13 protein-coding genes are annotated in these 13570 nt (G+C 66.3%); 4 read left to right on the top strand and 9 right to left on the bottom strand.

Going from position 1 to position 13570, the window contains the following annotated elements; translation table 11 throughout:
• Positions 1–7 precede the first annotated feature (7 nt).
• The 5 genes from J2R80_RS04510 to cobS all read right to left on the bottom strand — a co-directional run bounded on the left by J2R80_RS04510 (position 8) and on the right by cobS (position 5651).
• Entirely contained in the window at positions 8–1120 is a 1113-nt protein-coding gene (locus J2R80_RS04510; protein ID WP_253638071.1) for an NADH:flavin oxidoreductase/NADH oxidase, read from the bottom strand.
• Between the two features lie 137 nt (positions 1121–1257).
• Positions 1258–2340 carry an esterase-like activity of phytase family protein gene (locus tag J2R80_RS04515; protein ID WP_253638072.1) on the bottom strand — a complete coding sequence of 361 codons (1083 nt, stop codon included), beginning with the start codon at positions 2338–2340 and terminating at the stop codon, positions 1258–1260.
• A 3-nt stretch (positions 2341–2343) separates the two neighbouring features.
• Complete coding sequence (gene cobT, locus J2R80_RS04520) at positions 2344–4242, bottom strand: cobaltochelatase subunit CobT (protein ID WP_253638073.1); 1899 nt, start codon at positions 4240–4242, stop codon at positions 2344–2346.
• Positions 4239–4649: a GNAT family N-acetyltransferase gene (locus tag J2R80_RS04525; RefSeq protein ID WP_028343272.1), complete on the bottom strand. Its 411-nt coding sequence runs from the start codon at positions 4647–4649 to the stop codon at positions 4239–4241. Before J2R80_RS04525 ends, cobT begins: the two co-directional genes overlap by 4 nt.
• A gap of 3 nt (positions 4650–4652) precedes the next feature.
• On the bottom strand, positions 4653–5651 hold the full coding sequence (cobS, locus tag J2R80_RS04530; RefSeq protein ID WP_057015539.1) for a cobaltochelatase subunit CobS: 999 nt from the start codon (positions 5649–5651) through the stop codon (positions 4653–4655).
• Positions 5652–5943: 292 nt separating this feature from the next.
• On the opposite strand from cobS, the gene J2R80_RS04535 reads away from it, so the two are divergent.
• Positions 5944–6606 (top strand): DedA family protein, encoded by a 663-nt coding sequence (locus J2R80_RS04535; protein WP_057015540.1) that lies wholly within the window; start codon positions 5944–5946, stop codon positions 6604–6606.
• 60 nt (positions 6607–6666) lie between these two features.
• Here the strand turns inward: J2R80_RS04535 and J2R80_RS04540 are convergent, their stop codons facing one another.
• Positions 6667–7890, bottom strand: coding sequence for a citrate synthase family protein (locus J2R80_RS04540; RefSeq protein WP_057015541.1), 1224 nt, complete (start codon positions 7888–7890; stop codon positions 6667–6669).
• Positions 7891–7966: 76 nt separating this feature from the next.
• Between J2R80_RS04540 and J2R80_RS04545 the strand changes: the two genes are divergently transcribed.
• Positions 7967–9061 carry a citrate synthase/methylcitrate synthase gene (locus tag J2R80_RS04545; RefSeq protein WP_168858594.1) on the top strand — a complete coding sequence of 365 codons (1095 nt, stop codon included), beginning with the start codon at positions 7967–7969 and terminating at the stop codon, positions 9059–9061.
• A gap of 199 nt (positions 9062–9260) precedes the next feature.
• Here the strand turns inward: J2R80_RS04545 and J2R80_RS04550 are convergent, their stop codons facing one another.
• On the bottom strand, positions 9261–9899 hold the full coding sequence (locus J2R80_RS04550) for a J domain-containing protein (protein ID WP_028338207.1): 639 nt from the start codon (positions 9897–9899) through the stop codon (positions 9261–9263).
• A gap of 109 nt (positions 9900–10008) precedes the next feature.
• Here J2R80_RS04550 and J2R80_RS04555 point away from each other — a divergent pair, with 109 nt between their 5' ends.
• Entirely contained in the window at positions 10009–10284 is a 276-nt protein-coding gene (locus tag J2R80_RS04555; protein ID WP_028338206.1) for a BolA family transcriptional regulator, read from the top strand.
• A gap of 118 nt (positions 10285–10402) precedes the next feature.
• A complete protein-coding gene (locus tag J2R80_RS04560; RefSeq protein ID WP_057015542.1) occupies positions 10403–10852 on the top strand; it encodes a hypothetical protein in 450 nt (149 codons plus the stop codon).
• A 149-nt stretch (positions 10853–11001) separates the two neighbouring features.
• On the opposite strand, the gene J2R80_RS04565 is transcribed toward J2R80_RS04560, so the two are convergent.
• Complete coding sequence (locus tag J2R80_RS04565; RefSeq protein ID WP_076824825.1) at positions 11002–12309, bottom strand: HlyC/CorC family transporter; 1308 nt, start codon at positions 12307–12309, stop codon at positions 11002–11004.
• Positions 12310–12426: 117 nt separating this feature from the next.
• Positions 12427–13569, bottom strand: a complete 1143-nt coding sequence (gene aroB / locus J2R80_RS04570) for a 3-dehydroquinate synthase (RefSeq protein ID WP_057015544.1) — start codon at positions 13567–13569, stop codon at positions 12427–12429.
• Position 13570 lies beyond the last annotated feature (1 nt).

Genomic DNA, 13570 nt, shown 5'->3' on the forward strand with positions numbered 1-13570 from the left:
TGCGCTGTCAGCGCGTCCCGAACGTGGTCTTGCCGAACAGCGCCTTCTGCGTCGAGGGCTGCGAGCGCCAGTATTGCGGCGGTGCGCTCACCTCGCCGCCGAGCTCGGCGGCAGCGTGCCAGCCCCAGCGCGGGTCGTAGAGCATGCCGCGGGCGAGCGCGACCATATCGGCCTTGCCGGACGAGACGATCTCCTCCGCCTGCTTCGCTTCCGTGATCAGGCCGACCGCCATCGTGGTAACGCCGGTCGCCTCCTTGACCGCCAGCGCCGCCGGCACCTGGTAGCCCGGCCCGAGCGGGATCTTCTGCAACGGCGAGACACCGCCGGAGGAGACATCCATCCAGTCGACGCCGCGCTTCTTCAGCTCCCTGGCAAACTCGATGGTCTGCGCAAGGTCCCAGGCGCCCTCGACCCAGTCGGTCGCCGACACCCGCATGCCGATCGGCTTGTGATCCGGGAATACGGCGCGCACGGCGTCGAACACTTCCAGCGGGAAGCGCATGCGGTTTTCCAGCGAGCCGCCATAGCGGTCGGTCCGCTTGTTGGCGATCGGCGACAGGAACTGGTGCAGCAGATAGCCATGCGCGCCGTGCAGCTCGAGCGCATCGATGCCGAGCCGGTCGGCGCGCCTCGCCGACGCGACAAAGGCCTCGCGGATGCGCGTCAGGCCGGCGTCGTCGAGCGCCACCGGCGCGGTCTCGCCTTCCTTGTGCGGGACGCTGGATGGTCCGACCGTCTGCCAGCCGCCTTCGGCAATCGGGATCAACTGCCCGCCCTCCCAGGGGCGCTGGCTCGACGCCTTGCGGCCGGCATGGGCGAGTTGCATGGCGACCGCCGCTTTCGAATGCTTGCGCACCGAGGCCAGGATCGGCTTCAGCGCCGCCTCGTTGGCGTCGTTGTAAAGACCGAGGCAGCCCGGCGTGATCCGCCCGATATCCTCGACATGGGTGGCCTCGATGCAGAACATCGCCGCGCCCGACAGGGCCAGCATGTTGATGTGGGTGAAGTGCCAGTCGTTGGCGGAGCCGTCGACGGCCGAATACTGGCACATCGGCGAGACCATGACGCGATTGGAGAGTCTCAGGTCGCGCAGTTCGATCGGGGAGAACAGGGTGCTCATGCGGCGGATATCCGGGATCGGGGAGAGGGCCCGGTTAAGATAGAGGCACCACGGCCGATCACCAACCGTCCGGATGGCCGCGCAGGCCGGGGCGCAGATCAGCAATGTCCTGACGGGGTCCCTCCGGGCCGGCGCCCTCAGTCCACCAGCGTGAACTGCAGCAGCAGGTTGCGCTGGATCAGGGAGAAATTGTCGTCGGAGACCATGGTCAGCACGGTCTCGCCCTCCTCCGTGACATGGGCGTCGATGCCTTCCATATTGTCGATCTCGTTGCCGAGATCGGCATTGAAGATCGCGGGGCCGTCGACCACGGCGCCGGGCGCGATCTCGGACAGCGCGAGACGGCGGATGCGGATGCCGACGCCGCCGAACCAGGAGAATTTCCGCTCCAGGATCAACAGGCCGCCCGACGGCAGCAGGACCGCGTCGCTGATGTCGAAATTCTCGCTGCGACGGACGCTGAACTGGCCCGGCGTCTTGCCGCCGACCAGGAAGGCGACCAAATTGCCGCTCGCATCGAGCCCGCGTTCCGAGAATGCGATCAGCGTACCGGCAAGCGGCTGGCCTTTCGGCACGAAGACGAGCCCCTCCAGCCCCTTGTTGTTGGGAAGCTTGCGTGCCGCCGGCGGCAGCGCAATCACCTCGCCGCGCGAGCGGGTAAAGCCCTTGGCGAAATCGAAGCGCAGCACCTGGTTGACCCGCTCGAGACCGACATAGGCGAACGAGCCGTCGAGCGCGAGCGATTCCGAATCATACCAGCCGCGGGTCGCGGTGATCGGCCTGCCGTCGGCGCCGAGCAGCGGCGCCGCTTCGACATCCTCGAGCCCGACCATCTCCCGGCCGCGATAGACGATGCGGCCGGTGAACCAGCTGCCCTGGTCGCTGACCGCGATGAAGCGTTCGCCCTTGGGATCGAGCCGTAGCGCGGAGAGGCCGCCGAAGCCGGAGAACGACGAGGTCAGGATCAGGCCGCTGCGATATTCCAGCGCGCCGAACCGCGTGCGCGCGCGGTCGCGGATATCGAACGACGGCAGCGGCCGCGCGTTGACGTCGATCGAAACCGGTTCGTTGACCCGGTAGGGGCTCGGCCTCGCAGCCGGCCTCGGCGTTGCCGGCGGCTGGGTCGCGCTCTGCGCCTGCGCAAGACCCGGCAATGCGGCGGCCGACAGCCCCGCCGCCATACCCTGGAGGAAACGGCGGCGGCTAGGGGGTGAGCGCATGTCTCACGAGTGGAGGCGGTGCCGGATGCCCGGCGCGGGCGCCGAGCCGTGAGTCTCGCTGAACAGCTCGGCGAGCTTTTCGGTAATGGCGCCGCCGAGCTCTTCGGCGTCCACGATGGTCACGGCACGGCGATAGTAGCGCGTCACGTCGTGACCGATGCCGATCGCGATCAGCTCGACCGGCGAGCGGGTCTCGATCTCGTCGATGATGTGACGCAGATGCCGCTCGAGATAGTTGCCGGGATTGACCGACAGCGTGGAGTCGTCGACCGGCGCACCATCGGAGATCATCATCAGGATGCGGCGCTGCTCGGGACGCGCGAGCAGGCGCTTGTGCGCCCAGTCGAGCGCCTCGCCGTCGATGTTCTCCTTGAGCAGGCCCTCGCGCATCATCAGCCCGAGATTCTTTCGCGCGCGGCGCCAGGGTGCGTCGGCCGACTTGTAGATGATGTGCCTGAGATCGTTGAGGCGGCCCGGATTGGCCGGCTTGCCGGCCGCGAGCCACGCCTCGCGCGACTGCCCGCCCTTCCAGGCGCGCGTGGTGAAGCCGAGAATCTCGACCTTGACGCCGCACCGCTCCAGCGTGCGCGCCAGAATGTCGGCGCAGGTGGCGGCGACCGTGATCGGGCGGCCGCGCATCGAGCCGGAGTTATCCAGCAGCAGCGTCACCACGGTGTCGCGGAAGGTCGCCTCCTTCTCATGCATGAAGGACAGCGGATGATAGGGATCGGTGACGACGCGCGACAGCCGCGCCGGATCGAGGATGCCCTCCTCGAGATCGAAATCCCAGGCGCGGTTCTGCTGCGCCATCAGCCGGCGCTGCAAGCGGTTGGCGAGCCGCGCCACGATGCCCTGCAGATGCGCGAGCTGCTTGTCGAGATAGGAGCGCAGCCGCTCGAGCTCGTCGTGATCGCAAAGGTCTTCGGCGGCGATCACCTCGTCGAACTTCGGCGCGAAGGCGTGATATTCCGGACCGCGCGGCTCGTTCTGTCCGCGCGCATTCGGCCGCGTCGCCTCGCCCGGCGTCTCGTCGTCGCCGAGCTCGCCGTCGTCGAACGTATCAGACGTGGAGGCCTGCGCGCTCTCCATCGCGCTTTCGCTCATCTCTTCCGCTGACGTCTGCGCCTGGTCGGCGCTCATCTCCTGCGCGGCATCGGAGTCGGGCGAGCCCTCGGCGCCGGACTGATCGCTCTCGCCGTCCTGGTTCTCGTCCTGGTCGTCGTCATCGTCCGAATCCATGTTGCGGTCGTCGCCGAGATCGAGCGCCGACAGCAGATCATGGACGAGGTCGCCGAACCTCGCCTGGTCCTCGGTGAAACGGCTGAGCTTGTCGAGCCGCGAGCCGATCTTGTCCTCCAGGGTCGGACGCCAGAGATCGACCATCTTCTTGGCGGCCGCGGGCGGCGCCATGCCGGTGAGACGCTCGCGCACCAGCATCGCCAGCGCATCCGACAGCGGCGCGTCGGCGCGGTCGGTGATCTCGTCATACTTGCCGCGGTGGAAATGATCGTCGAGCATCGCGGTGAGGTTCTTCGCAACGCCCGCCATCCGCCGCGAGCCGATCGCCTCGACGCGCGCCTGCTCGACCGCCTCGAACACGCCGCGCGCCTGCGGATTACCCGGCATCAGCTTGCGATGCACCTTGGGATCGTGACAGGCGATCTTGAGCGCGATCGAATCGGCGTGGCCGCGCACGATCGCCGCATCACGCTTGGTCATCTTGCGCGCCGGCTCCGGCAGCCGCGCCTTGCCGGGCGCGAGCCCCGGGCGCTCGGCGGCGAAGGAGACCTCAAGCTCCGGCTTCTTGGCGATCGCCTTCAGGCACGCCGATACCGAGCGCTTGAACGGCTCGGTCGGCGCTTCCTTGGATCCGGGACGGAATTTGATGTTGGAGGTTGTCATAGCGATTTCGTAAACCAATGGCGCGTTACGCCGCCGGGATACCCCTCAATCGAACCGAACTCTTTATATCCGTTGGCGCGGTAGAAGCCCGGCGCCTGGAAGCTCATCGTATCCAGATAGGATCGCGTCGCTCCGAAGCGCCGCGCCTCGTCCTCGATCGCCTTGATCAGCTTCGCGCCAAAGCCCTTGTTGCGAAACTTCTGCTCCATCCAGAACAACTGGATGAACAACACCGCGGTCCAGACCTCGCCGACGATGCCGCCGACAATCTCGTCGCCTTGCCGCAGCGAGATGGCGAAGCGCTTGTACTTCTGCTTCCCCATCTTCTCGTTGTTGTAGTGGAGCAATCCGCCGAGCACCGCCTTCTTCGTCTGTGTGACTGTGCGCTCGACGGAGATTTTCGGCATGGACTAGCTGAGCGCCACGTTGACCGAGGATTCCGGCAGCTCGACGTTGAAGCAGCGCTGGTAGAACTCGGCGACCAGCGGCCGCTCCAATTCGTCACACTTGTTGAGGAAGGTGACGCGGAACGCGAAGCCGATATCGCTGAAGATGTCGGCGTTCTCGGCCCAGGTGATCACCGTACGCGGGCTCATCACCGTCGACAGGTCGCCATTGGCGAACGCGTTGCGGGTCAGATCCGCAAGCCGCACCATCTTGTTGACGATGTCGCGGCCTTCCTGCGTGCGGTAGTGCTTCGCCTTCGCCAGCACGATCTCCACTTCCTCGTCATGGGCGAGGTAGTTCAGCGTGGTGACGATCGACCAGCGGTCCATCTGGCCCTGGTTGATCTGCTGGGTGCCGTGATAGAGGCCCGAGGTGTCGCCGAGGCCGACCGTGTTGGCGGTCGAGAACAGGCGGAACGCCGGATGCGGCTTGATCACCTTGTTCTGGTCGAGCAGCGTCAGGCGGCCGGAGACTTCCAGCACGCGCTGAATCACGAACATCACGTCCGGGCGGCCGGCGTCGTATTCGTCGAACACCAGCGCGATATTGTGCTGCAGCGCCCAGGGCAGGATGCCGTCGCGGAATTCGGTGACCTGCTTGCCTTCTTTGACCACGATCGCGTCCTTGCCGACGAGGTCGATACGGCTGATGTGGCTGTCGAGGTTGACGCGCACGCAGGGCCAGTTGAGGCGGGCCGCAACCTGCTCGATGTGGGTGGACTTGCCGGTGCCGTGATAGCCGGTGACCATCACGCGGCGGTTCTTGGCAAAGCCGGCGAGGATCGCGAGCGTGGTGGCGCGGTCGAAGCGGTAGTCGCTGTCGACTTCCGGCACATGCGGATCGACTTCGGAATAGGCGGGAACTTCCAGGTCGCTATCGATCCCGAAGACCTGCCGGACCGACACCTTCATGTCGGGCAAGCCGACGGGTTCCTGAGCTTTGGTCTGGACGGCGGTCGTCATTCATCCTCCGAGGTCCCGGGCGTTCCCGAAACCAGATTAATCGTTTGGCTGCGGATGGGGTGCTTCGCATAAGCCTAGCAGAGAGCAACGGTTGGCAGAAGCCCGCGAGCAAATCAAAGTTCCGTTGTTCTATCATAAAGATAGGAGCGAAACTCGGTTTTTGGAAGGCTGCCCTGCAAATCCCGCCGTACTTTTGCCGCAGCACCACGACGGCCGGCCCGGGCCGGGCACTTTTCAGGCCGGCGGGGAGTTGTTAGCTCTCAAATCGATAACACCGCCACATGGGAATTTTGTGACTTCATTCCTTGACCCTTTGATCGCGTTCGTTTCGGCCCATGCCTGGCTTGCCTATCTGACGCTGTTTCTGGCCGCCCTGCTGGAGGCGGTGCCGGTGGTCGGCTCCCTGGTGCCGGGGTCGACCATCATCCTGGCGTTGAGCGCGCTGGTGCCGGGCGGCGAATTGAAGCTGTTGCCGGTGCTCGCCGCGGCGGCCGCCGGCGCGATGCTCGGCGACGGCACCGCCTACCTGATCGGCCACCGCAGCCAGCGCGAGATACTGTCGGCCTGGCCGCTTTCCAACTACCCGCGCGTGGTGGCGCAGAGCGAGGCCTTCTTCAACCGCTGGGGCGTGCTCGCGGTGTTCTTCGCCCGCTTCGTGCCGCCGATCCGCGCCTTCGTGCCGATCACGGCCGGCGCGCTCGGCATGCCGCCGGCGCGCTTCTACGCGGTCAACATCCCCGCGATCCTGCTCTGGGCGCCGGCGCATGTGCTGCCCGGCGTGCTCGCCGTCACCGCGCTGCATGACTATGCCGGCCTGCCGCATCATGGCCATGTCGGCAAGCATCTCTGGATGTTTGCGGTCGCGGGCGGCGCCGTGATCCTGGCGCTGGCCGTCTGGACCATCCGCCGCCGGCATGGCGGCAGCCTGATCGAACCGGCCAAGCCGGCGAAATAATTCCTTTCACTTGCGCATGATCTTCTCGGAAAACCGGTCTCCACTTTTCCGGATCATGCGCTAGATGCTGTTGGTCGTTCCCGCCCGCCCGGGTGCCGGACCGACATAGCGCGCGCGAGGCCTGATCAACTTGCCGAGCTGAAGCTGCTCGCTGGCATGCGCGATCCAGCCGACGCTGCGCGCCATCGCGAACAGCGCAAGCTCGCTGCCCGCGGGCATCCGCAGCGCATGCACCAGCACCGCCAGCGCGTAATCGATGTTGACGAATTCGCCCGTTGCCTCCGCGATCCGCTCCGGCACTTCCCTGGTGAATTTGCGCGGCGCGCCGGCCCGCGTCAGCGCCTCGAGCAGCGAGATCGCGCGCGGATCGCCCTTCTTGTAGACGCCGTGCCCGAAGCCGGCGAAACGTTCGCCAAGCGCGACCCGCTCACGAACCACCGGCGCAACGTCATTGTCGAGCATCGTCTTGACGAGGCGCGAGGCGAGCACGCCGGCACCGCCATGCATCGGTCCCTTCAGCGCGACGAGACCCGCAATGACAGCGTCGTACAGATTGAGCCCGGTCGATGCCGCGCAGCGTGCGGTGAAGGTCGACGCATTCAGTTCGTGATCGGCGAGCAGCACCAGCGCGCGGCGGATCAGGTCGGGCGCGTGCTTGTTGCCTGGCGTCCAAACCTGCGCCACCTGCTCGTGCAGCGGCTCGTTCGATGGCGCAGCGTTCAGCATGGTCGCGACCAGCAGCCGCAGGATGCGGCCGCCGACCATGGCGCGGCCGTCGGGCGCGCGCGTGAAGGCGCCGGGATCGGCACTTGCCGCCAGCGCCAGCACTGCCACCGTGCGGTCGATCGGCTGGGCGCGGCGCGCGGCCTCAGCGATCGCGCGCATTTCGTCCGAGAGGTGCGGGCAATTGTCCGGCGCGAACGGATCGACGCCGGTGACATCCCACAGCAGCGTCGCGGTGTGCTCCAGCGTGTCGCGCTCGGCGAGCTCGACGCAGTTGACGCCGCGATAGATCGGGCCTTGCTCGGTGATGGTCGCGATCGCCGAATCCATCACCGGCAGGTCGGCGTCGAAATTACGGAAGCCCCGCGGCTCCGGCGACGGCACGCGGCGCTCCTTCAACCCCCTGATGTCCTCGGCGCGGTAACGGTGGCTGCGCGAATCCGGCGACGGCTCGGAGCGGATCAGCCCGCGGCTGACGTAGGCGTAGAGGGTCGCCGGCGAGATCGCGAGCTCGGCGGCGGCTTCGCGAGCGGAGAGGTAAAGCTCGGCGGATTTTTTCATATTGATTTATATAATCAAGATTGATCAACTCGTCGAGAGGCCTGACCTTGAGGGGGTGAAGCAAGGAGATCAGGCCATGAATATGCATCTCACCAAGAGCCAGATCGGTCTGGACGGCGTTCCTGCCGCCGAGACCGTGTTGAGCCATGTCGACGGCGAGCGCGGCGAATTGATCATCGCCGGCGAGCACGTCGCCGACCTCGCGGGCAAGTCGAGCTTCGAGGGCGTCACGGCGCGGCTGTGGAACGGCGCCACCGGCAAGTCGCTGAGCGAAGCCAATGTCCGCGCCAGCCTCGGCGCCGCCCGCGAACGCGCCTTCGCCCGCCTGCCGGACCTGCTGCCGGCGACGCGCGGCATGTCGATCGTCGACGGCTTCCGGGCCGCGATCGCGGGCCTCCGCGGCGAGAGCGGGCTGGAGCATGAGGCGACTATCGTCGGCGCCTTCCCGGTGATCGCGGGCGCCCTGGTCCAGCACGCCAAGGGACACGACCCGATCGCGCCGGACCCGAATGCCGGCCACGCCGCCGACACGCTGCGGATGCTGCTGGGCCGCAAGGTCGAGCCGCGCGAGGTGGCAGCGCTCGACGCCTATCTCGTCACCGTCTGCGACCACGGCATGAATGCGTCGACCTTCACCACACGGGTGATCGCCTCGACGCAGGCCGACCTGTTCGCGGCGATCACCGGCGGCTATTGCGCGCTGACCGGCCCGCTGCATGGCGGCGCACCTGAGCCGGTGCTCGAAATGCTGGACGCGATCGGGACGCGCGAGCGCATCAAGCCCTGGGTCGACGGCGCGCTGGCGCACGGCGAACGGCTGATGGGGTTCGGTCACCGCGTCTATCGCGTGCGCGACCCGCGCGCCGACGTGCTGAAGGTCGCGATCGAGCGCCTCGAGGCCAGTGGCGCCGACCTGCCATTTGCCGCCGAGGTCGAGGCCTACATCCGCGAGGCGCTGCGGAAAAAGAATCCGGAGCGGCCGCTCGAGACCAATGTCGAGTTCTTCACCGCGATCCTGCTCGACGGGCTGGAAATCCCGCGGCAGGCGTTCACGCCGATCTTTGCCACCGCGCGCGCCGCCGGCTGGACCGCGCACGCCCTGGAGCAGCGGCGCACCGGGCGCCTGATCCGGCCGAGCTCGTCCTATGTCGGGACGGTGCCGAAGGGGTGAGAACTAAGCCGCATCAACGTTTACGACGGCGGAGCCACTCACTCCGCCGTCGTCCCGGCGAAGGCCGGGACCCACACGCCGCGGCCCATCGATGGGGCAATCGGGCAGACATCTTGTGCAAACGATAACGGCCGGTGGTTATGGGCCCCAGCTCCGTGCGCAACTGCGCACTAGGCAGGGGCGACGAGGACGAGAGACTTCAGGCCTCGCGCACCACGGTCTTCAGATAATTGTACGCCTTGATGATCTCGATCAGGCGATCCTCGGTGGAGCGGTCGCCGCCATTGGCGTCGGGGTGGTGCTGCTTGACCAGCGCCTTGTACTTCGACTTGACGTCTTCGAGCGTCGCCTCGGCCCCGAGCCCCATCACCTGCAGCGCCTTGCGCTCGGCGTTCATCACCTTGCGGGTCTCGGGCTTGGGCTCCGCGCCACCGGGTCCGGGGCGCCAGCGGCCGCGGCCGTTGAGCTCGGAGAATACGTGGAACGGATCGGAGGCGGCATCGAGACCGCTCTCGCCCTTCTTGCCGTTGTTGGCGCCCATCTTCCAGGTCGGACGGTGGCCGGTCAGCGCGTCCTTCTGGTAGCGCGCGACGTCGTCAGGGTTCATACCCTGGAAGAAATTGTAGGACTGGTTGTATTCACGGACGTGGTCGAGACAGAAGTGCCAATACTCGCGTGAATTCTCGCGGCCTTTCGGGGCGCGATGCGCGCCCTTGTTCTGGCAACCCGCCCACTCGCAGGTCACGGCCTGCTCGCCGGCCTGCGCCTGGCGCTTCGCACTGACCTTGGTCGGCTTGATGCGAATGGAGTCGAAGAATTTTGATGAATCGATCGGCATGTTCTCTTTGACTACGCAATGCACAAATCTTCAAGTCTTGACATTGCGCGGACCTCGTTTCCCGCTTGCACCATTGACGAAAAGCTGTCGCGAACCTAACTCCGCCGCCATGAGCACCAAAGACGCTATCATAAACAAGTTGCGTGAAGCTTTCTTGCCGGAAAGCCTCGACGTCGTCGACGAGTCACATCTGCATGAGGGCCACGCCGGCCACAGGCCAGGCGGGGAGACGCACTTTCGGGTATATATTGTGTCTCCGGCCTTCGAAGGGAAGAGCCGGATCGAACGCCATCGCATGATAAATGCGACGCTGGCGCAGGAACTCGCCGGCTCGGTGCATGCGCTGGCGATCCACGCCCACGGCCCCGGGGAAAAGCCGCGCTAGTTCGCGCTTGCCTCAAGACGAAGCAGTGGTTTTCCTCTATGAGAACAGGATGGACCTGCTCCCTGCGTGAGCAGGTGAAACTACGGATTGCACCGCCACGCATGATATGGGGCCATTGATGATCCCTTGCTGGCCACGTTTTCGGTCGATCGTCACCGCCGCCGGCCTGCTCCTGATCTGCGCGATGCGCCCGGCCTCGGCGCTGGACATGCCGAGCCCGTTCGTCCAGGAGGTTCTGATCAAGAGCATCCTGGTCTCGCTCAACGATGCGGTGGCGGCGAACAATTTCACCGTGTTCCACGCCAAGATCTCAAAGCCGTTCCGCGACCAGTTTCCGCCCGACAAGCTCAAGACCATCTTCAAGGATCTGGTCGACAAGCACGCGGTGTTCGACGCCGTAGTCGCCAAGCCGATCGTTCTCGACGAGGACGCCAAGATCGACGACAAGGGCGTGCTGCGGCTGAAGGGTCATTTCGACACCACGCCCAAGCAGGTGAAGTATCAGCTCGGCTTCATCCCCTCCGACGGCGCCTGGAAGCTGTCGGGTATCTCGATCGATATCGAGTAGCACTGGGGCAGTCGCCAAACCGTCATCCTGAGGTGCGAGCGGAGCGAGCCTCGAAGGATGCACGGCCCGGCTGGTGGCCGTCGACCCTTCGAGACGCGCGCGATGCGCGCTCCTCAGGGTGACGGTACCGGCAGCCTAGCCAACTCGAACTAGAACGCCGTCCCCGCCCGCTTCGGCTTCTTCTCCTCCAGCTCGGTCTCGCGCGGGACGGCGACGATGCGCAGCGCGGTGATGCGGTTGCGCTCGCGGCGGAGCACGCGGAAGCGGAAGCCGTGGAAGGTGAAGCTCTGGCCGCGCTCCGGGATCGAGCGCGCCTCGTGGATCACGAGGCCGGCGACGGTGGTCGCCTCCTCGTCCGGCAGGCGCCAGTCCATCGCGCGGTTGAGATCGCGGATCGGCACCGAGCCGTCGACCACGACCGAGCCGTCCGGCTGCGCCCGCACGCCGGCAACGACGACGTCATGCTCGTCGGAGATGTCGCCGACGATCTCCTCCAGAATGTCCTCCAGCGTCACCATGCCTTCGACCTCGCCATACTCGTCGACCACGAGGGCGAAGTGGGTCTTGCGGCGACGGAACGCCTTCAGCTGTTCGGAGACCGGACGCATCTCCGGCACGAACCAGGGCGGCAGCGCGATCGCGGAGGCATCGATCGCCGACATGTCACCCTCGTTGGCGCGCATCGCGCGCAGCAGGTCCTTAGCGTGGAGCACGCCGACGATGTTCTCCGGCTTCTCCCGCCACAGCGGGATGCGGGTGTATTCGCTCGCCAGCACCTCGCGCACCAGTTCCTCGGGCGGCAGGTCGGCGTTGACCATCGTCATCTCGGTGCGATGGACCATGACGTCGGAGACCTGCAGCTCGCTGAGATCCAGCAAGCCGCCGAGCATGTCGCGATCCTGCTTCTCGACCTTGCCCTCGTGATGCAACAGATCGACCGCACCGCGCAGACGTTCGGTCGGCGACAGCACCGCCTGATGCGCCCCGACCTTGATGCCGAGCAGCTTCATCAGCGCCAGCACGATGGTCTCGATGATGGTGAGCAGCGGCCCCAGCACGAAGATCGTCAGCCGCATCGGCCGCGCGACCAAAAGCGAGATGCGGTCGGGCGCGTTGATCGCGATGGTCTTGGGCAGCACCTCTGCAAACACCACGACCATCACGGTCATGACAGCGGTGGCATAGAGCACGCCGACGTCGCCAAACCAGGCGGTGAACACGCCGGTCGCCAGCGCCGAGGCGCCGATATTGGCGATGTTGTTGCCGAGCAGCAGCGCGCCGATCATGCGCTCGCGCATGTTGACCAGCTTGGAGACCACACCGGCATCGGTGTTGCCCTGCTTCGACAGCCGCAGCATGCTGGCGCGCGAGGCGCCGGTCAGCGCCGTCTCACTCGCCGCGAAAAACGCCGAGATGAACAGGCAGAGCAGCACGATCGAGAAGGTGAACCATCCCACTGAACTGATCCGTGGCTAGAGCATGATCCGGAAAAGTGTGTAGCGGTTTTCCGAAAGGATCATGCTCAAATCAAAAAGATAGAGCGGGATGACGATCCGAAGGAGAGGCATCCCGGTCTAGGCCTTCAGCTTGGCTTGCAGGAAGTCGCGCACCGGCTGCGGCTCGACATTGTTGGCGATCACGGCGCGGCCGACGGCCTCCAGCAGGATGAAGGTGAGCTTGCCGCGCTTGACCTTCTTGTCCTGCGCCATCAGCGCCAGCAGCGCGTCGGCGTCGGCAAGGCCTTCCTGCGCGAAGCCTGCGATATCCTGCAGGCGCGTCGGCAATCCGACCGCGGACAGATGACGCGCGATGCGCCCCGCATCGTCGGACGAAATCATGCCGAGTTGCGCCGAGAATTCCGCCGCCAGCACCATGCCGACCGCGACGCCCTCGCCGTGGAACAGCCGGTCGGAGAAGCCGGTTGCGGCTTCCAGCGCATGGCCGAAGGTATGGCCGAGATTGAGCAGCGCCCGCTCGCCGGTCTCTCGCTCGTCGCGCGAGACGACGCCCGCCTTGGCGCGGCAGGAGGTTGCGATCGCGTGCTCGCGCCCGGCGCCGCCGGCGAAGATGTCGGTGTGGTTCTTCTCGAGCCAGGCGAAGAAGGCTTCATCGCCGAGGATGCCGTATTTCGCGACCTCGGCGTAGCCGGCGCGGAACTGGCGCGGCGACAGCGTGTCGAGCACCGAGGTGTCGGCGATGACCAGCACCGGCTGGTGGAATGCGCCGATCAGGTTCTTGCCCTGCGGCGAGTTGATGCCGGTCTTGCCGCCGACGGAGGAATCGACCTGCGCCAGCAGCGAGGTCGGCACCTGCACGAAATCGACGCCGCGGCGCAGGATCGCGGCCGCGAAGCCGGCGAGATCGCCGACCACGCCGCCGCCGAGCGCGATCACGAGGTCATTGCGCTCGATCTTCGCCGCGATCAGCGCCTCGCTGACCTCGGTCAGCGTGGCATAGCTCTTCGAGCCCTCGCCCTCCTCGACGACGATCCGCGACGTCGGCACCCCCGCGGCGGCGAGCGACGCCTCGGTCGGCTCCAGCCAGTGCTTGGCGACGGTGCGGTCGGTGACGATGGCGGTACGCACGCCGGGCCGCAGCGCCGCGACACGCTCGCCGAGCGACTGCAGCACGTCGCGGCCGATCACGATGTCATAGGCGCGGTCGCCGAGCGCGACGTCGACGGTAACGGAGGCGGAATGTTTCAAGGGCGCAGTCATG

It is taken from the genome of Bradyrhizobium sp. USDA 4541 (assembly GCF_024171085.1).
GTDB classification, from domain to species: Bacteria; Pseudomonadota; Alphaproteobacteria; order Rhizobiales; family Xanthobacteraceae; genus Bradyrhizobium; species Bradyrhizobium australafricanum.